23 protein-coding genes are annotated in these 26,319 nt (G+C 55.2%); 20 read left to right on the forward strand and 3 right to left on the reverse strand.

Annotated elements, in window-relative coordinates; translation table 11 throughout:
- Positions 1 to 18 precede the first annotated feature (18 nt).
- Both yfbR and alaA read right to left on the reverse strand, forming a co-directional pair.
- Positions 19 to 618: a 5'-deoxynucleotidase gene (yfbR, locus tag WFK85_RS04025; RefSeq protein WP_166990925.1), complete on the reverse strand. Its 600-nt coding sequence runs from the start codon at positions 616 to 618 to the stop codon at positions 19 to 21.
- A gap of 75 nt (positions 619 to 693) precedes the next feature.
- Positions 694 to 1,908 carry an alanine transaminase AlaA gene (alaA, locus tag WFK85_RS04030; RefSeq protein WP_336706916.1) on the reverse strand — a complete coding sequence of 405 codons (1,215 nt, stop codon included), beginning with the start codon at positions 1,906 to 1,908 and terminating at the stop codon, positions 694 to 696.
- 1,002 nt (positions 1,909 to 2,910) lie between these two features.
- On the opposite strand from alaA, the gene lrhA reads away from it, so the two are divergent.
- The 14 genes from lrhA to nuoN all read left to right on the forward strand — a co-directional run bounded on the left by lrhA (position 2,911) and on the right by nuoN (position 19,602).
- Positions 2,911 to 3,846 (forward strand): transcriptional regulator LrhA, encoded by a 936-nt coding sequence (gene lrhA / locus WFK85_RS04035; protein ID WP_008459771.1) that lies wholly within the window; start codon positions 2,911 to 2,913, stop codon positions 3,844 to 3,846.
- Between the two features lie 631 nt (positions 3,847 to 4,477).
- Positions 4,478 to 4,924, forward strand: coding sequence for an NADH-quinone oxidoreductase subunit NuoA (gene nuoA / locus WFK85_RS04040; protein ID WP_008459773.1), 447 nt, complete (start codon positions 4,478 to 4,480; stop codon positions 4,922 to 4,924).
- Positions 4,925 to 4,939: 15 nt separating this feature from the next.
- Positions 4,940 to 5,614, forward strand: a complete 675-nt coding sequence (nuoB, locus tag WFK85_RS04045; RefSeq protein ID WP_008459774.1) for an NADH-quinone oxidoreductase subunit NuoB — start codon at positions 4,940 to 4,942, stop codon at positions 5,612 to 5,614.
- Positions 5,615 to 5,700: 86 nt separating this feature from the next.
- The gene (gene nuoC, locus WFK85_RS04050; RefSeq protein ID WP_008459775.1) at positions 5,701 to 7,512 is read left to right on the forward strand and encodes an NADH-quinone oxidoreductase subunit C/D; all 1,812 of its coding nucleotides are present in this window, start codon (positions 5,701 to 5,703) and stop codon (positions 7,510 to 7,512) included.
- Positions 7,513 to 7,514: 2 nt separating this feature from the next.
- Positions 7,515 to 8,015 (forward strand): NADH-quinone oxidoreductase subunit NuoE, encoded by a 501-nt coding sequence (nuoE, locus tag WFK85_RS04055; RefSeq protein WP_008459776.1) that lies wholly within the window; start codon positions 7,515 to 7,517, stop codon positions 8,013 to 8,015.
- A complete protein-coding gene (gene nuoF / locus WFK85_RS04060; RefSeq protein WP_039305072.1) occupies positions 8,012 to 9,358 on the forward strand; it encodes an NADH-quinone oxidoreductase subunit NuoF in 1,347 nt (448 codons plus the stop codon). Before nuoE ends, nuoF begins: the two co-directional genes overlap by 4 nt.
- A 169-nt stretch (positions 9,359 to 9,527) precedes the next feature.
- Entirely contained in the window at positions 9,528 to 12,251 is a 2,724-nt protein-coding gene (gene nuoG / locus WFK85_RS04065) for an NADH-quinone oxidoreductase subunit NuoG (protein ID WP_166990934.1), read from the forward strand.
- Entirely contained in the window at positions 12,248 to 13,225 is a 978-nt protein-coding gene (nuoH, locus tag WFK85_RS04070) for an NADH-quinone oxidoreductase subunit NuoH (protein WP_008459779.1), read from the forward strand. The genes nuoG and nuoH overlap by 4 nt, the downstream gene beginning before the upstream one ends.
- Before the next feature lie 14 nt (positions 13,226 to 13,239).
- Positions 13,240 to 13,782 carry an NADH-quinone oxidoreductase subunit NuoI gene (gene nuoI / locus WFK85_RS04075; protein ID WP_008459780.1) on the forward strand — a complete coding sequence of 181 codons (543 nt, stop codon included), beginning with the start codon at positions 13,240 to 13,242 and terminating at the stop codon, positions 13,780 to 13,782.
- 10 nt (positions 13,783 to 13,792) lie between these two features.
- Complete coding sequence (gene nuoJ / locus WFK85_RS04080; protein ID WP_008459782.1) at positions 13,793 to 14,350, forward strand: NADH-quinone oxidoreductase subunit J; 558 nt, start codon at positions 13,793 to 13,795, stop codon at positions 14,348 to 14,350.
- Entirely contained in the window at positions 14,347 to 14,649 is a 303-nt protein-coding gene (gene nuoK / locus WFK85_RS04085; protein ID WP_008459783.1) for an NADH-quinone oxidoreductase subunit NuoK, read from the forward strand. Before nuoJ ends, nuoK begins: the two co-directional genes overlap by 4 nt.
- Positions 14,646 to 16,487, forward strand: coding sequence for an NADH-quinone oxidoreductase subunit L (gene nuoL, locus WFK85_RS04090; protein ID WP_336706920.1), 1,842 nt, complete (start codon positions 14,646 to 14,648; stop codon positions 16,485 to 16,487). The genes nuoK and nuoL overlap by 4 nt, the downstream gene beginning before the upstream one ends.
- Positions 16,488 to 16,608: 121 nt before the next feature.
- Positions 16,609 to 18,138 (forward strand): NADH-quinone oxidoreductase subunit M, encoded by a 1,530-nt coding sequence (gene nuoM, locus WFK85_RS04095; RefSeq protein WP_166872195.1) that lies wholly within the window; start codon positions 16,609 to 16,611, stop codon positions 18,136 to 18,138.
- Between the two features lie 6 nt (positions 18,139 to 18,144).
- The gene (gene nuoN / locus WFK85_RS04100; RefSeq protein ID WP_166990937.1) at positions 18,145 to 19,602 is read left to right on the forward strand and encodes an NADH-quinone oxidoreductase subunit NuoN; all 1,458 of its coding nucleotides are present in this window, start codon (positions 18,145 to 18,147) and stop codon (positions 19,600 to 19,602) included.
- A gap of 54 nt (positions 19,603 to 19,656) precedes the next feature.
- On the opposite strand, the gene WFK85_RS04105 is transcribed toward nuoN, so the two are convergent.
- On the reverse strand, positions 19,657 to 20,559 hold the full coding sequence (locus WFK85_RS04105) for a LysR substrate-binding domain-containing protein (RefSeq protein WP_166990940.1): 903 nt from the start codon (positions 20,557 to 20,559) through the stop codon (positions 19,657 to 19,659).
- A 112-nt stretch (positions 20,560 to 20,671) separates the two neighbouring features.
- On the opposite strand from WFK85_RS04105, the gene WFK85_RS04110 reads away from it, so the two are divergent.
- From WFK85_RS04110 to menH, 6 genes are all read left to right on the forward strand, one after another.
- Positions 20,672 to 21,529, forward strand: a complete 858-nt coding sequence (locus WFK85_RS04110; protein ID WP_336706923.1) for an NmrA family NAD(P)-binding protein — start codon at positions 20,672 to 20,674, stop codon at positions 21,527 to 21,529.
- A gap of 37 nt (positions 21,530 to 21,566) precedes the next feature.
- Positions 21,567 to 22,016, forward strand: coding sequence for a GNAT family N-acetyltransferase (locus WFK85_RS04115; RefSeq protein WP_166990946.1), 450 nt, complete (start codon positions 21,567 to 21,569; stop codon positions 22,014 to 22,016).
- Positions 22,017 to 22,084: 68 nt separating this feature from the next.
- A complete protein-coding gene (elaB, locus tag WFK85_RS04120) occupies positions 22,085 to 22,381 on the forward strand; it encodes a stress response protein ElaB (protein ID WP_166872207.1) in 297 nt (98 codons plus the stop codon).
- Between the two features lie 111 nt (positions 22,382 to 22,492).
- On the forward strand, positions 22,493 to 23,794 hold the full coding sequence (menF, locus tag WFK85_RS04125; protein WP_336706926.1) for an isochorismate synthase MenF: 1,302 nt from the start codon (positions 22,493 to 22,495) through the stop codon (positions 23,792 to 23,794).
- An 82-nt stretch (positions 23,795 to 23,876) separates the two neighbouring features.
- A complete protein-coding gene (gene menD, locus WFK85_RS04130) occupies positions 23,877 to 25,547 on the forward strand; it encodes a 2-succinyl-5-enolpyruvyl-6-hydroxy-3-cyclohexene-1-carboxylic-acid synthase (RefSeq protein ID WP_008459800.1) in 1,671 nt (556 codons plus the stop codon).
- Positions 25,544 to 26,317 (forward strand): 2-succinyl-6-hydroxy-2,4-cyclohexadiene-1-carboxylate synthase, encoded by a 774-nt coding sequence (gene menH, locus WFK85_RS04135; protein WP_336706928.1) that lies wholly within the window; start codon positions 25,544 to 25,546, stop codon positions 26,315 to 26,317. The genes menD and menH overlap by 4 nt, the downstream gene beginning before the upstream one ends.
- Positions 26,318 to 26,319: the final 2 nt, after the last annotated feature.

Genomic DNA, 26,319 nt, shown 5'->3' on the forward strand with positions numbered 1-26,319 from the left:
TTCGGCAGATGGACGTGTTTAAAGCGGCGAATCCTGGCTGATTTCATCCAGCGAAAGCTGGAAGCTTGGCACAAATACCCGCATAAAATAATCCATTTCCGGGCTGTGGCGGTCGGCCAGCGTTTTTTCCAGGCGACTTTTCGCCAGCAGAAACTCGTTGTTCCCGGCCGACAGCTCCTCCAGGCATTTCAGATAAGCGCATAGCGCATCGGCCTGCTTCACCAGCGCTTTCTCTTCTTCACTGTAGCTGTGCTCATCAATCAACGGCGCCCAGATATCACGAAGCTCTTCCGGCACCATTTCGATCAGCTTCTGCTGCGCAATCTTTTCAATGGCTTTGTATTCGTGTGCGATTTGCGAGTTGAAGTATTTTACCGGCGTGGGGAGATCCCCGGTCAGCACCTCGCTGGCGTCGTGATACATCGCCAGCAGCGCAATACGTTCGGCATTTACGTTGCCGTTAAACTTGCGATTTTTGATAGCGGCAAGGGCGTGGGCAACCATGGCGACCTGCAGGCTGTGTTCAGACACGTTCTCGGTGCGGACATTCCGCATTAGTGGCCAGCGGCTAATCAGTTTCAGGCGGGAGAGGTGGGCAAAGAAATGGCTCTGACTCATGACGTTCTCGCGGTAACAACTTGGTGACGTCATTGTGAGGGGAGAAAGGGGGCATTGCAAATGCCCCCGAACGGCTTACTGATGGTAGTGTCCGAGGAAACGTCCCAGCTTAGCTATCGACATTTCCAGATCATCAATGCGCGGCAGAGTGACAATACGCACGTGATCCGGCCACGGCCAGTTAAATGCCGAACCCTGAACCAGCAGAACCTTTTCCTGCAGCAGGAAGTCCAGCACCATTTTCTGGTCGTCATGAATATTGAAGCGTTTTGCGTCAATTTTCGGGAACATGTACAGCGCCCCACGAGGCTTAACACAGGAGACGCCGGGGATCTCGTTGATCAATTCCCAGGCACGGTTACGCTGTTCGTACAGGCGGCCACCAGGCACGATAAACTCGCTAATGCTTTGGTATCCTCCCAGCGCTGTCTGGATAGCATGCTGGGCAGGGACGTTGGCGCACAGGCGCATAGAGGCTAACATCTCCAGACCTTCAATATAGCCTTTAGCGTGTTTCTTCGGCCCGTTGAGCACCATCCAACCCTGACGGAAACCGGCCACGCGATAGGTTTTTGACAGGCCGTTGAAGGTAATGGTTAACAGATCCGGTGCCAGGGCTGCGATCGAGTGATGCTCGGCATCGTCATAAAGGATTTTGTCGTAAATCTCATCGGCAAAGATGATCAGATTGTGCTGGCGTGCAATCTCGACAATCTCTAACAGCAACTCTTTGGAGTAAACGGCGCCGGTAGGGTTGTTTGGGTTAATAATCACAATGCCGCGCGTGCGTGGGGTGATTTTAGCGCGGATATCGTCGAGGTCCGGGAACCAGTCAGAACTCTCATCACACAGATAATGCACGGCTTTGCCGCTGGACAAAGAAACGGCAGCTGTCCAAAGCGGGTAGTCCGGCGCGGGAACCAGCATTTCGTCACCGCTGTTTAGCAGCGCCTGCATCGACTGGGCGATCAGTTCGGAAACGCCGTTCCCGATATAAATATCTTCCGTAGTGACATCCCGCATCCCACGAGCCTGATAATGCTGCATGATGGCTTTACGGGCAGAGAAAAGCCCTTTGGAGTCGCAATATCCCTGGGCGGTTGGAAGATTACGGATCACATCAACAAGGATTTCATCCGGCGCTTCGAAACCGAACGGCGCGGGGTTGCCGATGTTGAGCTTAAGCACTTTGTTGCCTTCTTCTTCAAGGCGTTTTGCCTCTTTGAGTACCGGGCCACGGATGTCATAACAGACATTATCAAGTTTGCTGGATTTTTCGATGGGGGACATGAAGCTTCGACCTTTGTTGTTAATTTCGCGTCCTGCCGTGGAAGCGCACCGCCACAATGTACTCCTGCTTAAGCGAGATTTGAAGGATGGGGCTTGAAGAAATGCAATTTATCTTTACAGCACAATGTATAAGCACGGAACGCGATTTAAAAATACTGATGGTTAAAAAAACCATGAATTTTAGTTATTGTGGTTTTATTGGCTAATTATATCGCCGTGATGCAATGGTATTCACTGCTTCTTGATCACTGCGGAGGGAGAGGTGCTGCCGACGTAAATGCGTTGTCGCTAAACATAAGTAAAAATTAATATTCATGCCTGAAACATTAAGGGATTAATGAAAAGGTAGTTAAAGAGATGTATATCAAAAGATTGGTCAATGTAATAGATAAATACCTCGGCAATAATTAAGTGTCTTTTATTATAGTGTGTGGCTGACTTCAAAAAACGTTGTAAATAATCAACAGAGTGGAAACCACAAAAAGAGAATAAGATCAGATAATTCGCAATAAGTGTTATAAAACATCATGTTTTACTGTAAGATACACTACGAAAAATGGTAGGTTTTGGATGCCAGTAGCTGTGCCAACGACATGGCTTTGCCGGAAAATTAAAATATTTCCATTATTATTCAGCTGGTTGTGTGTTTTGGCCGGTTTAAGCCTGCCGCTGCACTCCAGCCCGTTAAATAATCATATAAAAGCTTATTAAAAGTCGTTTTTTGAAGCTGACTTACCTTTCTAACGCAGTTTTAAAATAGTCGACTGGTACGATGAGTTAGTGGTTTTTTTCTTATCCTGACCTGCTTAATATCCCGTTTGGGTGTGTTTTAGATTATTGGGACATGCCGGGGAATACAAAAATAACAAACAGAACCGTCGCTAACGTATGCGGCCAAGACTACCGGAGACATTCGGTAAAAGGAATTGCTTTATCTCTTTGATAAATCATAGCAATACAACCAGGGCAGACTCGAAAGAGCAACCTATTAGTGAATAAATTATGATTAACGCAAATCGTCCGATACTGAACCTCGACCTCGATCTGCTGAGGACATTCGTTGCGGTCGCCGATCTCAATACCTTTGCGGCAGCGGCGGCGGCAGTGTGCCGTACTCAATCCGCTGTAAGCCAACAGATGCAGCGCCTCGAGCAATTAGTTGGAAAAGAGCTTTTTGCCCGACATGGCCGCAATAAACTGCTCACCGAGCACGGCATTCAACTGCTGGGCTATGCGCGTAAAATCCTACGCTTTAATGATGAAGCGTGCTCTTCGCTGATGTTTAACAACCTGCAAGGGTCGCTTACCCTTGGCGCCTCCGATGAAACGGCGGACACCATCCTGCCGTTCCTGTTAAACCGCATCAGTTCGGTTTACCCCAAGCTTGCGCTGGATGTCAGGGTCAAACGCAACCCCTTTATGATCGAAATGCTTAATCAGCATGAGGTCGATTTGGTGGTGACGACATCAAACCCTTCTAACTTTGATGCCATTGTCCTGCGAACCTCGCCTACGCTGTGGTACTGCGCCGCTGATTATGTTTTTCAAAGTGGGGAAGCGCTGCCGCTGGTGATGCTGGACGATCCAAGCCCGTACCGCGATATGATGCTGGAACATCTTGATGCCAGCCAGACGCCATGGCGTATTTCTTATGTCGCCTCTACGCTTGCCGCGGTCAGGGCCGCCGTAAAAGCGGGATTAGGCGTAACGGCCAGGCCGGTTGAAATGATGAGTCCGGAACTTCGTGTGCTGGGGGCGTCAGAAGGACTGCCTATTTTACCTGAAACCCAATATCTGCTGTGTAAAAACCCCGAAAGTGGTAATGAGCTGGCGCAAGCGATCTTCAGTGCGCTGGCGACGCCGGAAAACCCATACCGTTATAACACCGTGGGAAGTGAAGGGGACGACACGCTGCTGGTTGAAGGGGATTTTGAGTAGCTGCAGGTCGACTAGTTAGTAACAAAATATTAAAGATACAAAATGGGTCGTTGGTGGTTTTTTTTACGCCAACGGCCCATTTTTTATACCTGATTTTCATTAAATCACATGGGTGCTCATCTTTTCTAACAAATTCAATATATTGGTTGCATGTTTATTTTCGCTCGTTTTATGCGCAAAAACTTCATGCAAAGGCCAGGTAATGTTAAAAAACGCATAACAATGTTGCTTCTTTTTGAAGTGGATTAACAAAAGCGTGTCTCAGATCAAGAAAATACTCCCTCTTGGGGGGAGGAATAGTTGTAATTTCCTGCCAAAATATAGGGGCTGTTTATTTTTTCACACGGAACGGACACGATTCACCCTCATCTAAATCTGGTCTTTACGCGAGTGTTGATGAGTTTTAACGCATTAAATGTTAATGAATTGCTGTCGGTGTAAATTAATGTGTGGATACTTTTGTTAAAGTTGACAAAAGGTTATAGAAAGGAGTAAAAAACCCCATCAATTGGCTGCCTACGTATTATTTCCGGTAGTTATTGTACGGTTGATTGTTCCTCCCCATGAATCGATGTGGCGTTCATCTGCCAACAAGAGCAGAGACTTTGGCGCCACTTTTGATGAGTAAGCAATGAGTATGTCAACATCCACTGAAGTTATCGCTCATCACTGGGCGTTCGCTGTCTTTCTTATTGTCGCCGTTGGCCTGTGTTGTTTGATGCTTGTCGGGGGCTGGTTCCTTGGCGGACGAGCTAAGGCACGGCACAAAAACACCCCCTTCGAGTCGGGCATCGACTCCGTTGGTACGGCGCGTCTACGTCTCTCCGCCAAGTTTTACCTGGTCGCCATGTTCTTCGTTATTTTTGACGTGGAAGCCTTGTATCTCTACGCGTGGTCAACTTCTATCCGTGAAAGCGGCTGGATTGGCTTCGTCGAGGCCGCAATTTTCATTTTAGTGCTACTGGCTGGTCTGGTTTATCTGGTGCGCGTTGGCGCTCTGGATTGGACTCCTGCGCGTTCGCGTCGTGAGAAAATCAACCCGGAAACAGACAGTCTCACTAACCGTCATACGCAGTAATAGCGAGGCAATAAGATGGACTATACGCTCACCCGCATAGACCCCAACGGTGAGAATGACCGTTACCCCCTGCAAAAGCAGGAGATCGTAACCGATCCCCTCGAACAAGAGATTAACCGCAGCGTTTACATGGGCAAGCTCGAGCATGCTATGCACGATGTGGTGAACTGGGGTCGCAAAAACTCAATCTGGCCATACAACTTTGGCCTTTCCTGCTGCTATGTAGAGATGGTGACCTCGTTTACCGCTGTACATGACGTGGCGCGTTTCGGTGCAGAAGTTTTACGTGCTTCTCCTCGTCAGGCTGACCTGATGGTGGTGGCCGGTACCTGCTTCACCAAAATGGCTCCGGTAATCCAGCGCCTTTACGATCAGATGCTGGAGCCGAAATGGGTCATTTCCATGGGCGCCTGCGCTAACTCTGGCGGCATGTACGACATCTATTCCGTTGTGCAAGGTGTCGATAAATTTATCCCGGTTGATGTGTACATCCCAGGTTGCCCGCCGCGTCCGGAGGCTTACATGCAGGCGTTGATGCTGTTGCAGGAGTCTATCGGTAAAGAGCGCCGCCCGCTGTCGTGGGTCGTTGGCGATCAGGGCGTTTACCGCGCCAACATGCAGTCTGAGCGTGAGCGTAAGCGCGGCGAGCGTATCGCGGTCACCAACCTGCGGACGCCGGACGAGATTTAATTAGCGCCTGCGGTCAGTGAGCGTCTTTGTATATCAATAATATAAAAACAAAGACACTGAACGCAGTCACCACAGAACCATTTGCAATGGTGAGAACTATGACCGATTTAACCGCGCAAGACGCCGCTATGCCAGCCTGGCAGACAAGGGATCACCTGGATGATCCGGTCATTGGCGAATTGCGTAACCGTTTTGGGCCGGATGCCTTTACCGTTCAGCCAACCCGCACCGGGGTGCCCGTCGTTTGGGTTAAGCGTGAACAGTTACTGGAAGTGGTCGATTTCCTTAAGAAATCACCAAAACCCTACGTTATGCTGTTCGACCTGCATGGCATGGATGAGCGTCTACGCACACACCGCAACGGTTTACCGGCTGCGGATTTTTCCGTTTTCTACCACCTGATTTCCATTGAACGCAATCGCGATATCATGCTCAAGGTGGCGTTGTCTGAAAACGATCTCAACCTGCCGACGCTGACCAAACTCTTCCCGAACGCCAACTGGTATGAGCGTGAAACCTGGGAGATGTTTGGCATCACCTTTAATGGTCACCCGCACCTGACGCGCATCATGATGCCGCCGACCTGGGAAGGCCACCCGCTGCGTAAAGACTACCCGGCGCGCGCCACCGAATTCGATCCGTTTATCCTGACTAAACAGAAAGAAGATCTGGAAATGGAAGCGCTGACCTTCAAGCCTGAAGAGTGGGGCATGAAGCGCAGCAGCGAACATGAAGACTTCATGTTCCTGAACCTGGGGCCGAACCACCCCTCCGCGCACGGTGCTTTCCGTATCATCCTGCAGCTGGACGGCGAAGAGATCGTCGACTGCGTGCCGGATATCGGCTACCACCATCGTGGTGCTGAGAAAATGGGTGAGCGTCAGTCCTGGCACAGCTACATTCCGTATACTGACCGTATCGAGTACCTCGGCGGTTGCGTCAACGAAATGCCTTACGTGCTGGCGGTTGAAAAGCTGGCTGGCATCGTCGTGCCGGAACGTGTTGAAGTTATCCGCGTTATGCTCTCTGAGCTGTTCCGTATCAACAGCCACCTGCTGTACATCTCCACCTTTATTCAGGACGTGGGCGCCATGACGCCGGTCTTCTTCGCGTTTACCGATCGTCAGAAAATCTACGATCTGGTGGAAGCGATTACCGGTTTCCGTATGCACCCGGCCTGGTTCCGTATTGGCGGCGTTGCACACGACCTGCCGAAGGGCTGGGAACGCCTGCTGAAAGAGTTCCTGGAGTGGATGCCGAAGCGCCTGGATTCTTATGAGAAAGCCGCGCTGCGCAACACCATTCTGAAAGGCCGTTCCCAGGGCGTTGCAGCCTATACCGCGAAAGAAGCGCTGGAGTGGGGCACCACCGGTGCTGGCCTGCGCGCCACCGGTATCGACTTCGACGTGCGTAAGGCTCGTCCTTACTCCGGCTACCAGAACTTCGATTTCGAAGTCCCGGTTGGCGGTGGCATCAGCGACTGCTACACCCGCGTTATGCTGAAAGTTGAAGAGCTGCGCCAGAGTCTGCGCATCCTTGAGCAGTGTCTGAAAAATATGCCAGCCGGCCCGTTCAAAGCGGATCATCCGCTGACTACGCCGCCGCCGAAAGAGCGCACGCTGCAGCATATCGAAACCCTGATCACTCACTTCCTGCAGGTTTCCTGGGGCCCGGTCATGCCGGCCAATGAATCCTTCCAGATGATTGAGGCAACGAAAGGGATTAACAGTTACTACCTGACCAGCGACGCTAGCACCATGAGCTATCGTACCCGTATTCGTACCCCGAGCTTTGCGCACCTGCAGCAAATTCCGGCGGCGATCCGCGGCAGCCTGGTTTCTGACCTGATTGTCTATCTGGGTAGTATCGATTTTGTAATGTCTGATGTGGATCGCTAACTATGCACGATAACCAACAAAACCAGGCTGAAGCTTTTGAGCTGAGTGCGGCAGAGCGTGAGGCGATTGAGCACGAGAAACACCATTACGAAGATGCCCGTGCGGCCTCTATCGAAGCGCTGAAAATCGTTCAGAAACAGCGCGGTTGGGTGCCAGATGGTGCCATCTACGCGATTGCTGACGTGCTGGGTATCCCGGCGAGCGATGTAGAAGGTGTGGCCACTTTCTATAGCCAAATATTCCGCCAGCCGGTTGGCCGCCACGTGATTCGCTACTGCGACAGCGTGGTTTGCCATATCACCGGTTACCAGGGCATTCAGTCGGCTATCGAAGCCAAACTGAACATCAAGCCGGGCCAGACTACGTTTGACGGCCGCTTTACCCTGTTACCAACCTGCTGCCTGGGGAACTGCGACAAGGGGCCGACCATGATGATTGATGAGGACACTCACAGCCATCTGACGCCGGAAGCCATCCCTGACTTGCTGGAGCAGTATAAATGAAGACGATTATTCGTACTGCCGAAACCCATCCGCTGACCTGGCGTCTGCGCGATGACAAACAGCCGGTCTGGCTTGACGAATACCGTAGCAAAAACGGCTATGAAGGCGCGCGTAAAGCGCTGACCGGCATGGCGCCAGATGAAATCGTGACTGCGGTAAAAGACGCTGGCCTGAAAGGGCGCGGCGGCGCGGGCTTTTCCACCGGTTTGAAGTGGAGCCTGATGCCGAAAGACGAGTCCATGAACATCCGTTACCTGCTGTGTAACGCCGATGAAATGGAGCCAGGCACCTATAAAGACCGCCTGCTGATGGAGCAACTGCCGCACCTGCTGGTGGAAGGCATGCTGATTTCCGCTTTTGCGCTGAAAGCATACCGTGGATACATCTTCCTGCGTGGTGAGTACATCGAGGCGGCAGACCACCTGCGTCGCGCGATTGCCGAAGCCACCGAAGCGGGCCTGCTGGGTAAGAACATCCTGGGTTCCGGTTTCGATTTCGAACTGTTCGTACACACCGGAGCCGGGCGTTATATCTGCGGGGAAGAAACCGCGCTGATTAACTCCCTGGAAGGCCGTCGTGCGAACCCACGTTCTAAGCCACCGTTCCCGGCATCAAGCGGCGTTTGGGGTAAACCGACCTGTGTAAACAACGTCGAAACCCTGTGTAACGTCCCGGCTATTCTGGCTAACGGCGTGGAGTGGTATCAGGGCATTGGCGGCGGCATGAGTAAAGATGCCGGCACCAAGCTGATGGGCTTCTCTGGCCGCGTGAAAAACCCTGGCGTCTGGGAATTGCCGTTCGGCACAACCGCTCGCGAAATCCTGGAAGAATACGCCGGCGGCATGCGTGATGGCCTGAAGTTTAAAGCCTGGCAGCCGGGTGGGGCGGGGACCGACTTCCTGACGGAAGCTCATCTCGACCTGCCGATGGAATTTGAAAGTATTGGTAAAGCAGGCAGCCGTCTCGGTACGGCGCTGGCAATGGCGGTTGACCATGAAATTGGTATGGTGCCGCTGGTGCGTAACCTGGAAGAGTTCTTTGCCCGTGAATCCTGCGGCTGGTGTACACCGTGCCGCGATGGTCTGCCGTGGAGCGTAAAAATCCTGCGCGCGCTTGAGCGCGGCGAAGGACAGCCGGGGGATATCGAAACCCTGGAGCAGCTTTGCCGCCATCTGGGTCCAGGTAAAACCTTCTGTGCCCACGCGCCGGGTGCCGTTGAGCCATTGCAGAGTGCGATTAAATATTTCCGCGACGAATTCGAAGCAGGCATTGCCAAACAGGATTACGGAAATCTGCGTGCCATTAATGGTATTCAGCCGAACCTGTTAAAAACGCGCTGGTGATAGACAGCTTTTCACCCTCACCCTAACCCTCTCCCTGAGGGAGAGGGGATAGACCGGTGATTTTCTCCCTCTCCTGGGGGAGAGGGCCGGGGTGAGGGCGAAGGTGGTTCGCACAAGAATTTTTGATTAACGCCTGAAGTTATTCAGGCCAACTGGAAGCATGCTGACTATGGCTACGATTCATGTAGACGGCAAAGAATACGAGGTCAACGGAGCAGACAACTTGCTGGAAGCTTGTCTCTCCCTCGGTCTTGATATTCCTTATTTTTGCTGGCATCCGGCGCTGGGCAGCGTCGGTGCTTGCCGCCAGTGTGCGGTGAAGCAATATCAGAACGCGGAAGACACTCGCGGTCGCCTGGTGATGTCCTGTATGACACCGGCCTCCGACGGGACCTTCATCTCTATTGATGATGGCGAAGCGAAACAGTTCCGTGAAAGCGTTGTGGAATGGTTGATGACTAACCACCCGCACGACTGTCCGGTCTGTGAAGAGGGCGGCAACTGCCACCTGCAGGATATGACCGTGATGACCGGTCATAGCTTCCGTCGCTACCGCTTTACCAAGCGTACTCACCGCAATCAGGATCTCGGTCCGTTCATCTCTCATGAAATGAACCGCTGTATCGCCTGCTACCGCTGCGTGCGTTACTACAAAGACTACGCAGACGGTAAAGACCTGGGCGTTTACGGCGCGCACGACAACGTCTACTTCGGTCGTCCGGAAGACGGCACACTGGAAAGCGAGTTCTCCGGTAACCTGGTAGAAATTTGCCCGACCGGCGTATTCACCGACAAAACGCATTCCGAACGCTACAACCGTAAGTGGGATATGCAGTTCGCACCGAGCATCTGCCAGCAGTGCTCGCTGGGCTGTAACACCAGCCCGGGTGAACGTTACGGCGAACTTCGTCGTATCGAAAACCGCTACAACGGCACCGTGAACCACTACTTCCTGTGCGACCGCGGCCGTTTCGGTTATGGCTATGTGAACCTGAAAGACCGTCCGCGTCAGCCAATTCAGCGCCGTGGTGATGACCTCATTACCCTGAACGCCGAACAGGCAATGCAGGGTGCGGCGGATATCCTGCGTCAGTCGAAGAAAGTGATCGGCATCGGTTCTCCGCGCGCAAGCGTGGAAAGCAACTTTGCTCTGCGCGAGCTGGTTGGCGCTGAAAACTTCTACACCGGTATTGCGGCAGGTGAGCAGGCTCGCCTGCAGCTGATGCTGAAAGTGCTGCGTGACAGCGGTATTCACACCCCCGCGCTGCGTGAAATCGAATCATACGATGCGGTGCTGATCCTGGGCGAAGACGTTACCCAGACCGGCGCTCGTGCTGCCCTGGCTATCCGTCAGGCGGTCAAAGGCAAGGCGCGTGAAATGGCAGCGGCTCAGAAAGTGGCTGACTGGCAGATCGCCGCAATCCTGAACATCGGTCAGAACGCTAAGCATCCGCTGTTTGTCACCAACGTGGATAGCACTCGCCTGGATGATATCGCCGCATGGACTTACCGTGCGCCGGTTGAAGATCAGGCTCGCCTTGGTTTTGCGATTGCCAATGCGCTGGACAGCAACTCTCCGGCGGTTGAACTGGATCGTGACCTGAAAAACAAAGTGGACGTTATCGTGCAGGCGTTGGCCGGTGCGAAGAAGCCCCTGATTGTTTCCGGGACGAACGCCGGTAGCGAAGCTGTGATTCAGGCTGCGGCCAATGTGGCTAAAGCGCTGAAAGGCCGCGGTGCAGACGTCGGCGTCACCATGATTGCTCGCGCGGTTAACAGCGTTGGCCTCGGCATGATCGGCGGTGGCTCTTTGGAAGAGGCCCTGAGCGAGCTGGAAAGCGGCGCTGCCGATGCGGTAGTGGTGCTGGAAAACGACCTCCATCGCCATGCTTCCGCTGCCCGTGTAGATGCGGCGCTGAGTAAAGCCCCTCTGGTAATGGTTATTGACCATCAGCGTACGGCCATCATGGACAAAGCACACCTGGTACTTTCCGCGGCGAGCTTTGCAGAAAGCGACGGGACGGTGATCAACAACGAAGGTCGCGCCCAGCGTTTCTTCCAGGTTTATGACCCGGCTTACTACGACACCAGCGTGACGATGTTCGAAAGCTGGCGCTGGCTGCACTCGCTGCACAGCACCGTGCAGAGCCGTGACGTTGACTGGACGCAGCTTGACCATGTGATTGACGCCTGCGTGAAGGTATTGCCTCAGTTAGCCGGTATTAAAGATGCCGCGCCGGATGCTTCCTTCCGTATCAAAGGTCAGAAACTGTCCCGTTCTCCTATCCGTTCGAGCGGACGCACCGCTATGCGCGCCAATATCAGCGTGCACGAACCGCGTCAGCCGCAGGATAAAGACACGATGTTTGCCTTCTCAATGGAAGGGAACAACAGCCCGCTGGCCGACCGTCAGCAGATTCCGTTTGCCTGGGCTCCAGGCTGGAACTCCCCGCAAGCATGGAACAAATTCCAGGCCGAAGTGGGCGGTCATCTGCGCCACGGCGATCCGGGCGTGCGCCTGATCGAAGCCTCTGAAACGGGCCTGGACTACTTCACTTCCGTGCCGGATACCTTCCACGCGGAAGAGGGCAAATGGCGAATCGCGCCGTACTACCACCTGTTTGGTAGCGACGAGCTGTCCCAGCGTTCTCCTGTGTTCCAGAAGCGTATGGTTGAGCCTTACATCAAGCTGAACCCGGCCGATGCCGCGAAGCTTGGCGTTAACGCCGGAAGCCTGATCTCCTTCAGCTACGAAGGCCAGACGCTGAGTCTGCCGCTGCAGCTGTCCGAAGGTCTGGTTGCAGGGCAGGTTGGTTTGCCGATGGGGATGCCGGGGATTGCGCCAGTGCTTGCCGGTGCTCGTCTTGAAAATCTGCAGGAGGCTGCGCAATGAGCTGGCTGACACCGGAAGTTATCGACATTCTGCTGAGCATCCTCAAAGCGGTTGTCATTCTACTGGTCGTGGTGACCTGTGGGGCATTCATGAGTTTCGGCGAACGCCGTCTGCTCGGTCTGTTCCAGAACCGCTACGGACCGAACCGCGTAGGCTGGGGTGGTTCACTCCAGCTGGTTGCGGACATGATCAAGATGTTCTTTAAAGAGGACTGGATCCCTAAGTTTTCTGACCGCGTGATCTTTACGCTTGCACCCATGATCGCGTTCACCTCGCTGCTGCTGGCCTTTGCTATTGTGCCGGTCAGCCCAAGCTGGGTGGTGGCGGATTTGAACATCGGGATCCTGTTCTTCCTGATGCTGGCGGGCCTGGCGGTGTACGCCGTGCTGTTCGCTGGCTGGTCCAGTAACAACAAATACTCCCTGCTTGGTGCGATGCGTGCTTCCGCGCAGACCCTGAGTTATGAAGTGTTCCTGGGGCTTTCCCTGATGGGCGTGGTGGCGCAGGCCGGTTCCTTTAATATGGCCGACATCGTCAACAACCAGGCACATCTGTGGAACATCATCCCGCAGTTCTTCGGCTTCGTGACCTTTGCGATTGCCGGCGTTGCGGTTTGCCACCGTCACCCGTTTGACCAACCGGAAGCCGAGCAGGAACTGGCCGATGGTTATCACATCGAATATTCCGGTATGAAGTTCGGTCTGTTCTTCGTCGGGGAATACATCGGCATCGTCACCGTTTCTGCGCTGATTGTGACGCTGTTCTTTGGTGGCTGGCATGGCCCGTGGTTACCACCGTTCATCTGGTTCGCGCTGAAAACCGCGTTCTTCATGATGATGTTCATTTTGATTCGCGCCGCACTGCCTCGTCCACGTTATGACCAGGTGATGTCCTTCGGCTGGAAAGTTTGCCTGCCGCTGACGCTAATCAACTTGCTGGTGACCGCCGCGGTCATTCTTTACCAGGCACCATAAGGGGTGAAAAAACCATGACATTGAAAGAGTTAGTGGTTGGTTTCGGCACCCAGGTACGCAGTATCTGGATGATCGGCATGCACGCTTTCGCCAAGCGCGAAACCCGCATGTATCCGGAAGAACCAGTGTATCTGCCGCCGCGCTACCGTGGCCGTATCGTGCTGACGCGCGACCCGGACGGTGAAGAGCGCTGCGTTGCCTGTAACCTGTGTGCGGTAGCCTGCCCGGTAGGCTGTATTTCCCTGCAGAAAGCCGAGATGAAAGACGGTCGTTGGTATCCGGAGTTCTTCCGCATCAACTTCTCACGCTGCATCTTCTGTGGCCTGTGCGAAGAAGCCTGTCCAACCACCGCGATTCAGCTTACCCCGGACTTCGAGCTGGGTGAGTATAAGCGCCAGGATCTGGTGTACGAGAAAGAGGATCTGCTGATCTCCGGTCCGGGCAAATATCCGGAATATAACTTCTATCGGATGGCAGGTATGGCAATCGACGGCAAAGATAAGGGCGAAGCGGAAAATGAAGCTAAGCCTATCGACGTCAAAGGCCTGTTACCTTAAGGAGTCAGGAATGGAATTCGCTTTTTATATCTGCGCCATTGTGGCCGTCCTGACGACCCTTCGGACGATCACTCACACCAATCCAGTGCATGCGCTGCTGTACCTGATCATCTCGCTGCTGGCGATCTCCGGGGTGTTTTTCTCCCTCGGAGCTTACTTCGCCGGTGCGCTGGAGATCATCGTGTACGCCGGGGCTATCATGGTGCTGTTCGTCTTCGTGGTGATGATGCTTAACCTCGGTAACGCGGTTCAGCAGCAGGAACGCGAGTGGCTGAAACCGCAGCTGTGGATTGGGCCTGGCGTCCTGTCTGCAGTCCTGCTGGTGGTTCTGATTTACGCCATCCGCACCGTTAACGACCAGGGTATTGATGGCACGTCCATCGATGCGAAGCAGGTCGGTATCGCGCTGTTCGGGCCTTACGTACTGGCGGTGGAGCTGGCCTCCATGCTGCTGCTGGCGGGTCTGGTCGTTGCGTTCCACCTGGGTCGTGAAGACCGTGCCGGTGAGGTGCTGAGCAATCGCCCTGCTGACATGGCCGTGAGAAGAAAAACGGAGGAGAACGTATGATCCCGCTGCAACATGGACTGATCCTCGCCGCCATTCTGTTCGTGCTGGGACTGACCGGGCTGGTCATCCGCCGCAACCTGCTGTTCATGCTGATCAGTCTGGAAGTGATGATTAACGCCGCCGCGCTGGCCTTCGTGGTTGCCGGCAGCTACTGGGGCCAGGCTGACGGTCAGGTGATGTATATACTCGCGATTAGCTTAGCTGCTGCCGAAGCCAGTATTGGCCTCGCGCTGTTACTGCAGCTCCATCGTCGTCGCCAGAATCTGAATATCGATTCAGTAAGTGAGATGCGTGGATGAACCTTCTCTGGTTAACCATTGTTCTGCCATTGATTGGCTTTTTACTGTTGGCATTTTCCCGCGGCCGCTGGTCAGAAAACCTGTCCGCAACCATCGGGATGGGCTCTGTAGGTCTGGCGGCGGTAGTCACCGCCATTGCTGGGGTTGATTTCTTTAACAACGGGCAGCAGGCGTTCACTCAGCCGCTGTGGACCTGGATGGCGGTCGGTGATTTTAACATCGGCTTCAACCTGGTGCTGGACGGCCTGTCCCTGACCATGCTTTCTGTGGTTACCGGCGTCGGCTTCCTGATCCACATGTTCGCTTCCTGGTACATGCGCGGTGAAGAGGGTTATTCCCGATTCTTCGCCTACACCAACCTGTTCATCGCCAGCATGGTGGTTCTGGTCCTTGCCGACAACCTGCTGCTGATGTATCTCGGCTGGGAAGGCGTGGGCCTCTGTTCTTACCTGCTGATCGGTTTCTACTACACCGATCCGAAGAACAACGCGGCGGCAATGAAAGCGTTCGTGGTGACTCGCGTCGGGGACGTGTTCCTGGCCTTCGGCCTGTTCATCCTCTACAACGAGCTGGGCACGCTGAACTTCCGCGAAATGGTTGAGCTGGCACCACAGCACTTCGCTGCCGGCAACCAAATGCTGACCTGGGCAACCCTTATGCTGTTAGGCGGTGCGGTCGGTAAGTCTGCACAGCTTCCGCTGCAAACATGGCTTGCGGATGCGATGGCGGGTCCAACCCCGGTTTCTGCGCTGATTCACGCGGCTACCATGGTTACCGCGGGCGTCTACCTGATTGCCCGTACCCATGGCCTGTTCCTGATGACCCCGGAAATTCTGCATCTGGTGGGTATCGTTGGTGCCGTTACGCTGGTGCTGGCAGGCTTTGCCGCGCTGGTACAGACCGACATCAAACGCGTACTCGCTTACTCCACCATGAGCCAGATTGGCTACATGTTCCTGGCGCTGGGCGTGCAGGCGTGGGATGCGGCAATCTTCCACCTGATGACCCACGCGTTCTTTAAAGCGTTGCTGTTCCTGTCATCCGGTTCGGTGATTCTGGCGTGCCATCACGAACAAAACATCTTCAAGATGGGTGGGCTGCGTAAGTCTATTCCGCTGGTGTATGTCTGCTTCCTGGTTGGGGGCGCGGCGCTGTCCGCTCTGCCGCTGATTACCGCAGGCTTCTTCAGTAAAGATGAAATTCTTGCCGGTGCGATGGCGAACGGCCACATCAACCTGATGGTTGCGGGCCTGGTCGGGGCGTTTATGACCTCGCTCTACACCTTCCGCATGATTTTCATTACGTTCCACGGTGAAGAAAAAATTCACGCTCACGCAGGGAAGGGGATTACCCACCACCTGCCGCTGGTTGTTCTGCTGGTGCTGTCCACCTTCGTTGGCGCAATGATTGTGCCACCGCTGCGCGGCGTACTGCCGGAAACCACTGAACTTGCGCACGGCAGCGTGCTGACCCTGGAGATCATCTCCGGCGTCGTCGCCATTGCCGGTATCCTGATTGCCGCCTTCCTGTGGCTGGGTAAACGTACTCTGGTGACGTCGCTTGCGAACAGCGCACTGGGGCGTTTCTTCGGTACCTGGTGGTTCAATGCCTGGGGCTTCGACTGGCTGTACGACATGATTTTCGTCAAGCCATTCCTCGGTATTGCGTGGCTGCTGCGCCGTGACCCGCTGAATGCTTTGATGAACATTCCGGCAGTTCTCTCCCGCTTTGCTGGCCGCGGCCTGCTGGTGAGCGAGAACGGTTATCTGCGCTGGTATGTTGCGTCCATGAGCATCGGTGCCGTTGTAGTTCTCGGCCTGCTGCTGGTTCTGCGTTAACAGGATTTCTTCCATCCCCCTCTCTCTGTTGAGAGAGGGTCGGAGTGGGGCTTAATACCTCCTCTGGCGCTGGGAAGTGAGCGATGTTTAAGAATTATTTTGACTTAGGGACTCAAACGCCATGCTATTACCCTGGCTAATACTAATCCCCTTTATCGGCGGCTTCTTCTGCTGGCAGACCGAACGCTTCGGCGTGAAAGTGCCTCGCTGGATTGCGCTGATCACCATGGGGCTGACACTGGCACTGTCTCTGCAATTGTGGTTGCAGGGTGGCTATTCTCTGACGCAGTCGGCGGGTTTGCCGCAGTGGCAGTCAGAGTACATTCTGAAATGGATCCCACGTTTTGGCATTGATATTCACCTGGCGCTCGACGGTCTGTCGCTGCTGATGGTGGTGCTGACCGGCCTGCTTGGCGTGCTGGCAGTGCTCTGTTCCTGGAATGAAATCGAAAAATATCAGGGATTCTTCCACCTAAACCTGATGTGGATCCTCGGTGGCGTTATCGGCGTGTTCCTTGCCATCGACATGTTCCTGTTCTTCTTCTTCTGGGAAATGATGCTGGTGCCGATGTACTTCCTGATTGCGCTGTGGGGCCACAAAGCCTCCGACGGGAAGACGCGTATTACCGCCGCGACCAAGTTCTTCATCTATACCCAGGCGAGCGGCCTGGTGATGCTGATTGCTATCCTGGGTCTGGTGTTTGTGCACTACAATGCGACCGGCGTGTGGACCTTTAACTATGCGCTGCTGCTGAAAACGCCGATGTCCCACGGTGTACAGTGGCTGCTGATGCTGGGCTTCTTTATCGCCTTTGCGGTAAAAATGCCGGTGGTTCCTCTTCACGGCTGGCTGCCGGATGCGCACTCCCAGGCACCAACGGCGGGTTCCGTTGACCTGGCAGGTATCTTGCTCAAAACTGCGGCTTACGGCCTGCTGCGTTTCTCTCTGCCGCTGTTCCCTGAAGCGTCTGCTGAATTTGCACCAATCGCCATGTGGCTGGGTGTCATCGGCATCTTCTACGGCGCGTGGATGGCCTTTGCCCAGACCGACATTAAACGCCTGATAGCTTATACCTCCGTTTCCCACATGGGCTTCGTGCTGATTGCTATCTACACCGGCAACCAGCTGGCTTACCAGGGCGCGGTAATTCAGATGATCGCTCACGGTCTGTCCGCGGCGGGTATGTTCATCATCTGCGGTCAGCTTTACGAGCGTCTGCACACGCGTGACATGCGCATGATGGGCGGCCTGTGGAACAAAATTAAATGGCTGCCGGGTCTGTCGATGTTCTTCGCTGTTGCCACGCTGGGTATGCCCGGGACCGGTAACTTCGTCGGTGAATTCATGATCCTGTTCGGCAGCTTCCACGTTGTGCCGGTCATTACCGTGATTTCAACCTTCGGTCTGGTCTTTGCCTCTGTTTACTCTCTGGCGATGCTGCATCGCGCGTACTTCGGGAAAGCTAAGAGCGAAATCAGCGATAAACAACTGCCTGGCATGTCCATGCGCGAGTTCTTTATCATTCTGTTGCTGGTGGTGCTGTTAGTTCTGCTGGGCTTCTTCCCGCAGCCGATTCTGGATACCTCGCATTCTGCGATGAGCAATATTCAGCAGTGGTTTACCAGTTCACTTTCTACTACAAGGCCGTAATTCGCCATGACAATAACTCCTCAACATTTGATCGCGCTGCTACCGCTGTTGATCGTCGGATTGACGGTGGTGGTTGTGATGCTCTCCATTGCGTGGCGACGCGACCATTTTCTGAATGCTACGCTGTCGGTTATCGGCCTTAACGCCGCGCTGATTTCACTGTGGTTTGTCGGTCAGGCAGGGGCGATGGATGTCACCCCGCTGATGCGCGTTGACGGCTACGCCATGCTCTACACCGGGCTGGTACTGCTGGCGAGCCTGGCAACCTGTACCTTTGCTTATCCGTGGCTGCAGGGCTACACCGACAACCGCGAAGAGTTCTATCTGCTGGTCCTGATTGCTGCCCTGGGCGGTATTCTGCTGGCTAATGCGAACCACCTCGCGGCGCTGTTCCTCGGCATTGAGCTGATCTCTCTGCCGCTGTTCGGCCTGGTTGGCTACGCCTTCCGCCAGAAGCGTTCTCTGGAAGCGAGCATCAAGTACACCATTCTGTCAGCGGCGGCATCGTCCTTCCTGCTGTTCGGTATGGCGCTGGTATACGCTGATTCCGGTAGCCTGTCGTTTGTTAGCCTCGGCAAGAGCCTGGCGGACAACATGCTGCACGAACCTCTGCTGCTGGCGGGCCTGGGTCTGATGATCGTCGGTCTTGGCTTCAAGCTTTCTTTGGTGCCGTTCCACCTGTGGACCCCTGACGTATACCAGGGCGCGCCTGCCCCGGTTTCCACCTTCCTGGCAACCGCCAGCAAAATCGCCATCTTTGGCGTAGTGATGCGTCTGTTCCTGTACGCCCCAGTGGGCAACAGCGAAGCGGTTCGCGTCGTGCTGGGTATTATCGCCTTCGCGTCAATCCTGTTCGGTAACCTGATGGCGCTGAACCAGTCCAACATTAAGCGTCTGCTGGGCTACTCTTCCATCGCGCACCTTGGTTACCTGTTGGTGGCACTGATTGCGCTGCAAACCGGCAATATGTCGATGGAAGCGGTAGGCGTTTACCTGGCGGGTTACCTGTTCAGCAGCCTGGGTGCATTCGGCGTGGTTAGCCTGATGTCCAGCCCGTACCGTGGCCCGGATGCCGACTCGCTGTTCTCCTACCGCGGTTTGTTCTGGCACAAGCCGGTGCTTTCTGCGGTGATGACCGTGATGATGCTTTCCCTGGCAGGTATCCCAATGACCCTGGGCTTCATCGGCAAGTTCTACATCATTGCCGTGGGCGTTCAGGCTCACCTGTGGTGGCTGACCGGCGCCGTGGTTCTGGGCAGCGCCATCGGCCTGTACTACTACCTGCGCGTGACCGTGAGTCTGTACCTGAGCGCACCTCAGCAGCTTAACCGCGACACCCCATCTAACTGGGCGTTGACTGCGGGCGGCGTGGTGGTGCTGATCTCCTCCCTGCTGGTGCTGTTGCTCGGTATTTATCCGCAGCCGCTTATCAGCCTGGTGCAGCTGGCGCAGCCGCTGATGTAATCGGGTTAACAAGACAGTTCAAAACCGCCACTTGCTGGCGGTTTTTTTATGGGCTTAGTTTTTGGCTAGCTCGAGGATAAAATCCAGAAAACAGCGGGTGCGTGCGGCGGGATTGATACGTGAAGGGTAGTAAGCATAAAGCGGAAAACGCTCGTCCGGCCAGTCGGGAAATAAATCCACCAACAGTCCCTGTTTCACAAGATCGTCAGAGCCAAACGTCATCATCTGGGCAATCGCGTGCCCGCTCAGGCAGGCCTCATGCAAAGTGCGGGCGTCGTTTAGCGTCAGGCGCCCGCTGACCGGGACTTTAATCACTTCTCCTTTACGATGAAACTCCCATTCAAACGGCCTGCCGGTTTCCGGATCGCGGAAATGAATGCAGGTATGCCCCAATAGCGCCTGTGGTGTTTCAGGCCTGCCGTGCCGCGCCAGATAGGCCGGGGTGGCAACCGTCATGATGCGAGTTTCCAGCAGCTTGCGTGCCACCAGCGTGCTATTTCGAGGCACGCCAAAACGAACAGCCAGGTCGAAACCATCGCCAATCATATCCCCCAGCCGATCGCTTGTGACCAGATCCAGTTCAAGATCGGGATAGCGGGACATAAAAGTTTCCAGTTGAGGCCCCAGGATCAGGCTAGAGAAGAACGGATCGATGTTGACCCGAAGTCTGCCGGTAATGGCTTTAGTGGAGAGCGACGCGGTGCTGGTCACGTCCTCCAGCGCGGCCAGCAGCGGAAGGATCTGACGATAAAACGCTTTGCCTTCAACGGTCAATGCCACTGCGCGGGTGGTGCGGTCAAAAAGGCGGATGCCGAGGCGTTTCTCCAGGCGGGCAATCGCCCGGCTGACCCCCGGCGGTGACATATTGATCACCTCCGCGGCGGCGGCAAATGTGCCGCTTTCCACTACGGCGGTAAACACGGACAGACCATCAAAGGTCCGATCGTTAAAAATCATATTAGTGCTCCGCAGTCATCAGTGAATTGTCTTAGGTGCTATCGATACAACATAGCTGCATCCGCATAATGCCGTCCACACCCTGCGGGGGATCTCAAACTGGAGAAACATTATGTTCGCAATTACAGGTATTACCGGACAAGTTGGCGGTGCACTGGCAGAAGCATTGCTTGCTCAAGGGCATGAGATTCGGGCCGTCGTCCGCTCTGAAGCTAAGGGACAGCCCTGGGCACAGCAGGGCGCAGACGTTGCGCTGGCTGAAATGCACGATGGCGAAGCGCTGGTAAAAGCCTTCACCGGGGCCGAAGCGGTCTTTATCCTGCTGCCGCCGGTGTTCGATCCTTCAGGGAATATGGCTGAACCAAGAGCCCACATCTCGGCCATCAGGCACGCACTGCTGGCTGCGCGCCCGCAGCACGTGGTCTGCCTTTCCACCATCGGGGCGCAGGCAACGCAGCCAAATCTGCTGAATGCTCTGGGCCTGATGGAAAAAGAGCTGACGGATGTTTGTGATTCCGTCGCGTTCCTCCGCGCGGGCTGGTTTATGGAGAACTTCCTCTGGGATGTAGAAAGTGCCAAAGAGACCGGGACTATCTACAGCCACCTGCAGCCGCTTGAGCGCGTTATCCCAATGATTGCGACAGTCGATATCGGCCAGCTTGCCGCCGAATTATTGACTCAGCCAGAATCAGGCACCCGGATTGTGGAACTGGAAGGACCGCAGCGCTACAGCCCGCAGCTGGCAGCCGAAGCGTTCTCTCAAGTTTTGGGGCGGCCGGTAACGGTAAAAGCCGTGCCGCGGGAAAACTGGGAGGCAGATTTCCTTGCTCAGGGCATGAAAAACCCGCTCCCACGCATGCAGATGCTGGACGGCTTTAACGAAGGCTGGATTGATTTCACCGGCGACACGGTGAAAGGTGCCACGCCTCTGGAAACTGTGCTAAAACAGTTGCTTGAGCGGCACCAGTAATCCGTCAGGTGGCGCCTGAATCAAAAGGAGTTTTTCAATGCTTAACTGGCAGGATTTACACCATTCTGAACTGAGCGCCACCGACCTTTATGCCCTTTTGGCCCTGCGCTGCGAAGTCTTTATTGTTGAGCAGCGTTGTGCATATCTGGATGTTGATGGTGAAGACTTGGTGGGAGAGAACCGCCATATCCTCGGCTGGCGGGACGGCAAACTGATTGCCTATGCCCGCATTCTAAAGAGTGACAACGAGCTGGAGCCGGTGGTCATTGGCCGGGTTATTGTTGATGCGTCGGTGCGCGGCGAAAAGCTTGGGCAACAGCTCATGACTCAGGCGCTTGCCGCCTGCCAGCGCCAATGGCCTGACCGTGTAATTTACCTGGGCGCTCAGGCGCATTTACAGGCGTTTTATGCCCAGTTCGGCTTCTACCCGGTCACCGAAGTGTATGACGAAGATGGTATCCCGCATATCGGGATGGCCAACGGCTAACGCAGGCGAAATCAGCTCCGGTTGTCTATAGTTAGCGGACGAGGAATTTTTTAACACGGAGAACAGTGATGCAACCGTATGAATCTCGTCTCGATGATGACCTCGCACTTTTAAGCGACACGCTTGAAGAAGTGCTTCGCGCCTCCGGCGACCCGGCTGACCAGAAGTACATTGAGCTAAAGGAAAAGGCCGAGCAGGCGCTGAATGACGTCAAAGCACGCATCAGCAACGCTTCCGACACTTACTATTACCGCACCAAAAAAGCAGTCTACCGCGCCGATGATTACGTGCATGAAAAGCCCTGGCAGGGTATTGGCATCGGGGCTGCAGTCGGGTTGGTGGTTGGGCTTTTGCTCCGCCGATAATCTTGACCGCGCCTGCAAATGGCAAATAAAAAATCTTACCCCCTGGGTAGGATTTTTTTTTGTGGGAACGACCACGTATAATCAGGGGTTTTTACGGGGCGTGAGGTAAACGTGAATTCAGTAGCCGTCGCACTGCAGCAAATGCAGCAGGAATTAGCAGGGGAATTTGCGGATAAGCCGGGCCTTCAGCGCCTGTGCGTGCCGGTCACGCTGAGTGACGCCTCCGATCCTCTCGCCTGGCTCACGGCTCAGTCACGTTATCCCCAATTTTACTGGCAGCAGCGTAACGGTAACGAAGAAGTGGCTGCCCTGGGGGCATTGCTGAGTTTTTCTGCGTTGGAAGACGCCCAGGCTTTTCTGCAGTCCCACCCGGAACAGCCTTTCCTGCGCGTCTGGGGATTAAATGCCTTTGATCCGTCCCACGGTTTTCTTTTTCTCTCGCGGCTGGAATGGCGGCGAGTAGGGGGGGAGGCGTTTCTTTGGCTGCATCTGTACAGCGAAACTTCCTTGAAGCAGGATGCGTTGGCGGCTGCGGCTTTTATTGAGCAGCTTCTGCCGGCGAAACTTCTCCCGCAGCTCAATCTCAAATGCCTGGGTGAAAGCCATCTGCCGGAGCAGCCCGAATGGAACCGCCTGGTGGATCAGGCCGTCGGCGCCATCAGCCAGAAAGCGCTGGATAAAGTCGTGCTCGCCCGGGCCACCGATCTGGCGTTTTCTTCCCCGGTTTCTGCCGCAGGATTCATGGCCGCCAGCCGCCGGGTGAACCTGAACTGCTACCATTTCCTGATGGCGTTTGATGCGAAAAATGCCTTTCTTGGCTCCAGCCCGGAACGCCTGTGGCGAAGAATCGACGATGCGCTGCGAACGGAGGCCCTGGCCGGAACGGTAGCTAACCACCCGGACGATGCTCAGGCCGCTACACTAGGCCAGTGGCTGCTGAAAGATGACAAAAACCAGCGTGAAAATATGCTGGTGGTCGAAGACATCTGCCAGCGCTTACAGGCTGCGGTTGGTGCACTGGATGTGTTGCCGCCGCAGGTTATGCGGCTGCGCAAAGTGCAGCATTTGCGTCGCTGCATCTGGACGCAGCTGAAGCGTCAGGACGATGCGCTTTGCCTTAAACAGCTGCAGCCTACCGCCGCCGTGGCGGGGTTACCGCGTGAGCTGGCTCGGGCATTTATTGCCGCGAATGAGCCTTTTGCGCGTGAATGGTACGCAGGTTCGGCGGGTTATCTGTCCCGCCATCAAACGGAGTTTTGTGTGGCGCTGCGCTCGGCAAAAGTGAGCCATACCGGCGTTCGTCTTTATGCCGGGGCGGGCATTGTCGCCGGCTCGGTTGCCGCAGAAGAGTGGCAGGAAATTGAAAACAAAGCGGCCGGTTTGAAGACGTTACTGATCGGCAGTGGTAACTGAATAAGCTATTCACGACGCAAATCAATTTAACCCTTGCCATAGTATTTATAATCGAAAGTCGAAATTGACTGCGGACAATATTATGTCGATAAGCTCATTTAACCGCCGCTGGGCGGGCGTCATACTCGAAGCATTAACCCGACATGGGGTGCGGCATGTGTGTATCGCGCCCGGCTCCCGCTCCACGCCGCTGACGCTCAGCGCGGCGGAAAACCGCAGTTTCATTTGCCATACTCACTTTGATGAACGGGGCCTGGGCCATCTGGCGCTTGGGCTGGCAAAGGCCAGCGGCGAGCCGGTGGCAATCATTGTCACCTCCGGCACCGCCGTGGCCAATCTTTATCCCGCCGTGATAGAAGCCGGATTGACCGGCGAAAAGCTGATTTTGCTGACGGCAGATCGCCCGCCCGAACTTATCGACTGTGGTGCGAACCAGGCGATTCGCCAGCCGGGACTGTTTAACTCCCATCCTTCCGCTGCACTCAATCTGCCTCGCCCAACGCATGATATTCACGCCAGCTGGCTGGTCTCTGCCATTGACAGCGCCGTCGGCCAGCTCAACGGGGGCGCACTGCATATCAATTGCCCCTTTGCTGAGCCACTTTATGGCGCGCCGGACGATACCGGCGTCGACTGGCAAAACCAGCTTGAAGGCTGGTGGGAAGGCAACACGCCCTGGCTGCGTGAAGTGCACGACAATGCCGTGCCGAAGCAAAGAGACTGGTTCTTCTGGCGGCAAAAACGCGGCGTGGTAGTGGCCGGACGGCTTTCTGCCAGCGAAGGTGAGCAGGTCGCGGCCTGGGCGCAAATGCTTGGCTGGCCGCTTATCGGCGATGTGCTTTCACAGACCGGACAGCCTCTGCCGTGTGCGGATCTGTGGCTGAGCAATAGCCAGGCCGTGACTTGTCTTGAACAGGCGCAAATTGTCATCCAGTTTGGCGGCAGTCTGACCGGAAAACGGGTTCTTCAGTGGCAGGCCGCCTGCAGGCCGGAAGAGTACTGGCTGGTGGACAAGCAGCCCGGGCGTCTCGATCCTGCCAACCACCGTGGCCGCCGTCTGGTTGCCAGCGTTGAAGCCTGGCTGGAAAAACATCCGGCAGAAAAACGCCTGCCCTGGGCCGAAGCGCTAACGTCTCTGGCCTGGCAGACGCTGGAAAAGGTTGAGCAAGGAACCCGAGAATTTGGTGAGGCACAGGTTGCCCAGCGCCTGTCACAGCTGCTGCCGGAAGGCGGTCAGCTGTTTGTTGGCAACAGTTTAATTGTGCGTTTGATAGATGCTTTTGCCCAGCTTCCCGTGGGGTATCCGGTGTACAGCAATCGAGGGGCGAGCGGCATTGATGGCCTGCTGTCAACCGCCGCAGGCGTTCAGCGGGCAACGGCGCGCTCCACGCTCGCGATAGTCGGCGACATTTCGGCGCTCTATGATCTTAATGCCCTTGCACTGCTGCGTCACGCCTCGGCACCGTTTGTGCTGCTGGTGGTCAACAATAACGGTGGCCAGATCTTCTCACTTTTGCCGACGCCTGCCGAAGAGCGTGAGCGTTTTTACTGTATGCCGCAAAACGTGAACTTCTCCCACGCAGCCGCCATGTTTGAGTTGGGGTATCAGAACCCTGAAAACTGGCAGGCGCTTGAAGAGGCCGTTCGTCGGGCCTGGTTGCGCCCTGGCGCGACGGTGATTGAAATTAGCGTGCCGGAAACCGCCGGCGCTCAGACGCTGCAGCATTTGCTGGCCCTGGTTAGCCAGGCATGATCCTTCATGCCGCGCCGCATTCGGGCCACCGTTCAACTCTGCCACACATAGTCTGGCTGCACGGTTTTCTTGGTAGCCATCATGAGTGGCAGGCGATTAAGCCGCACTTTTCCGACTGGCCGCAGCTGTGCATGGACCTGCCCGGCCACGGTGGTTCCACCGATCTTCACGTGCAGAGTTTTGCCGAGGTTGATAACGCGTTACGAAATACCCTCAAGCATCACGGTATAAATCACTATTGGCTCGTGGGCTACTCCCTGGGCGGGCGCATCGCGATGTATCACGTCAGTCAGGCTGAGTCGAAAGGGCTGCGTGGTCTGGTGGTAGAAGGCAGTCATCCTGGCCTGATAAGTGGGGCAGATCGCGAGGCGAGAGCGCTGAACGATGCCCGCTGGGCGCAGCGTTTGATGCACGAAGATATCCAGACCGTGTTGAACGACTGGTATCAGCAGCCTGTTTTCCGTTCCCTCAGCCGCGCGCAACGCACTGACTTAGTCGCCCTGCGTGCGCAAAACAATCCCGAGACGCTAGCCCGGATGCTTGAGGCAACGTCGCTTTCCCGACAGCCCGATTTACGTGAGCCACTTGGCCAGCTAGCCGTGCCGTTTCATTTTATTTGCGGTGAACGAGACGAAAAGTTTCGCGCAGTTGCCGCCGAGCTTAACTGTTCCCTGGCTCTTATTTCCGGGGCAGGACACAACGCCCACCGTGAAGCCCCCGCCGCGTTTAGTTCCGCTCTGTTAACCCTCTTTCGTCAATATGACCTGTAAGG

This window comes from Cedecea sp. VD22 (assembly GCF_037150195.1).
Taxonomy (GTDB): domain Bacteria; phylum Pseudomonadota; class Gammaproteobacteria; order Enterobacterales; family Enterobacteriaceae; genus Cedecea.

Bases quoted from the DNA above. Each gene is read 5' to 3' on its own strand.
- nuoH (WP_008459779.1), top strand. From the start codon at position 12,248: ATGAGCTGGCTGACACCGGAAGTTATCGACATTCTGCTGAGCATCCTC.
- nuoC (WP_008459775.1), top strand. From the start codon at position 5,701: ATGGTGAGAACTATGACCGATTTAACCGCGCAAGACGCCGCTATGCCA.
- menD (WP_008459800.1), top strand. From the start codon at position 23,877: ATGTCGATAAGCTCATTTAACCGCCGCTGGGCGGGCGTCATACTCGAA.
- nuoJ (WP_008459782.1), top strand. From the start codon at position 13,793: ATGGAATTCGCTTTTTATATCTGCGCCATTGTGGCCGTCCTGACGACC.
- nuoA (WP_008459773.1), top strand. From the start codon at position 4,478: ATGAGTATGTCAACATCCACTGAAGTTATCGCTCATCACTGGGCGTTC.
- WFK85_RS04105 (WP_166990940.1), bottom strand. From the start codon at position 20,559: ATGATTTTTAACGATCGGACCTTTGATGGTCTGTCCGTGTTTACCGCC.
- menH (WP_336706928.1), top strand. From the start codon at position 25,544: ATGATCCTTCATGCCGCGCCGCATTCGGGCCACCGTTCAACTCTGCCA.
- alaA (WP_336706916.1), bottom strand. From the start codon at position 1,908: ATGTCCCCCATCGAAAAATCCAGCAAACTTGATAATGTCTGTTATGAC.
- nuoN (WP_166990937.1), top strand. From the start codon at position 18,145: ATGACAATAACTCCTCAACATTTGATCGCGCTGCTACCGCTGTTGATC.
- WFK85_RS04115 (WP_166990946.1), top strand. From the start codon at position 21,567: ATGCTTAACTGGCAGGATTTACACCATTCTGAACTGAGCGCCACCGAC.
- nuoF (WP_039305072.1), top strand. From the start codon at position 8,012: ATGAAGACGATTATTCGTACTGCCGAAACCCATCCGCTGACCTGGCGT.
- WFK85_RS04110 (WP_336706923.1), top strand. From the start codon at position 20,672: ATGTTCGCAATTACAGGTATTACCGGACAAGTTGGCGGTGCACTGGCA.
- yfbR (WP_166990925.1), bottom strand. From the start codon at position 618: ATGAGTCAGAGCCATTTCTTTGCCCACCTCTCCCGCCTGAAACTGATT.
- nuoL (WP_336706920.1), top strand. From the start codon at position 14,646: ATGAACCTTCTCTGGTTAACCATTGTTCTGCCATTGATTGGCTTTTTA.
- nuoE (WP_008459776.1), top strand. From the start codon at position 7,515: ATGCACGATAACCAACAAAACCAGGCTGAAGCTTTTGAGCTGAGTGCG.
- nuoM (WP_166872195.1), top strand. From the start codon at position 16,609: ATGCTATTACCCTGGCTAATACTAATCCCCTTTATCGGCGGCTTCTTC.
- elaB (WP_166872207.1), top strand. From the start codon at position 22,085: ATGCAACCGTATGAATCTCGTCTCGATGATGACCTCGCACTTTTAAGC.
- nuoI (WP_008459780.1), top strand. From the start codon at position 13,240: ATGACATTGAAAGAGTTAGTGGTTGGTTTCGGCACCCAGGTACGCAGT.
- nuoK (WP_008459783.1), top strand. From the start codon at position 14,347: ATGATCCCGCTGCAACATGGACTGATCCTCGCCGCCATTCTGTTCGTG.
- lrhA (WP_008459771.1), top strand. From the start codon at position 2,911: ATGATTAACGCAAATCGTCCGATACTGAACCTCGACCTCGATCTGCTG.
- nuoG (WP_166990934.1), top strand. From the start codon at position 9,528: ATGGCTACGATTCATGTAGACGGCAAAGAATACGAGGTCAACGGAGCA.
- nuoB (WP_008459774.1), top strand. From the start codon at position 4,940: ATGGACTATACGCTCACCCGCATAGACCCCAACGGTGAGAATGACCGT.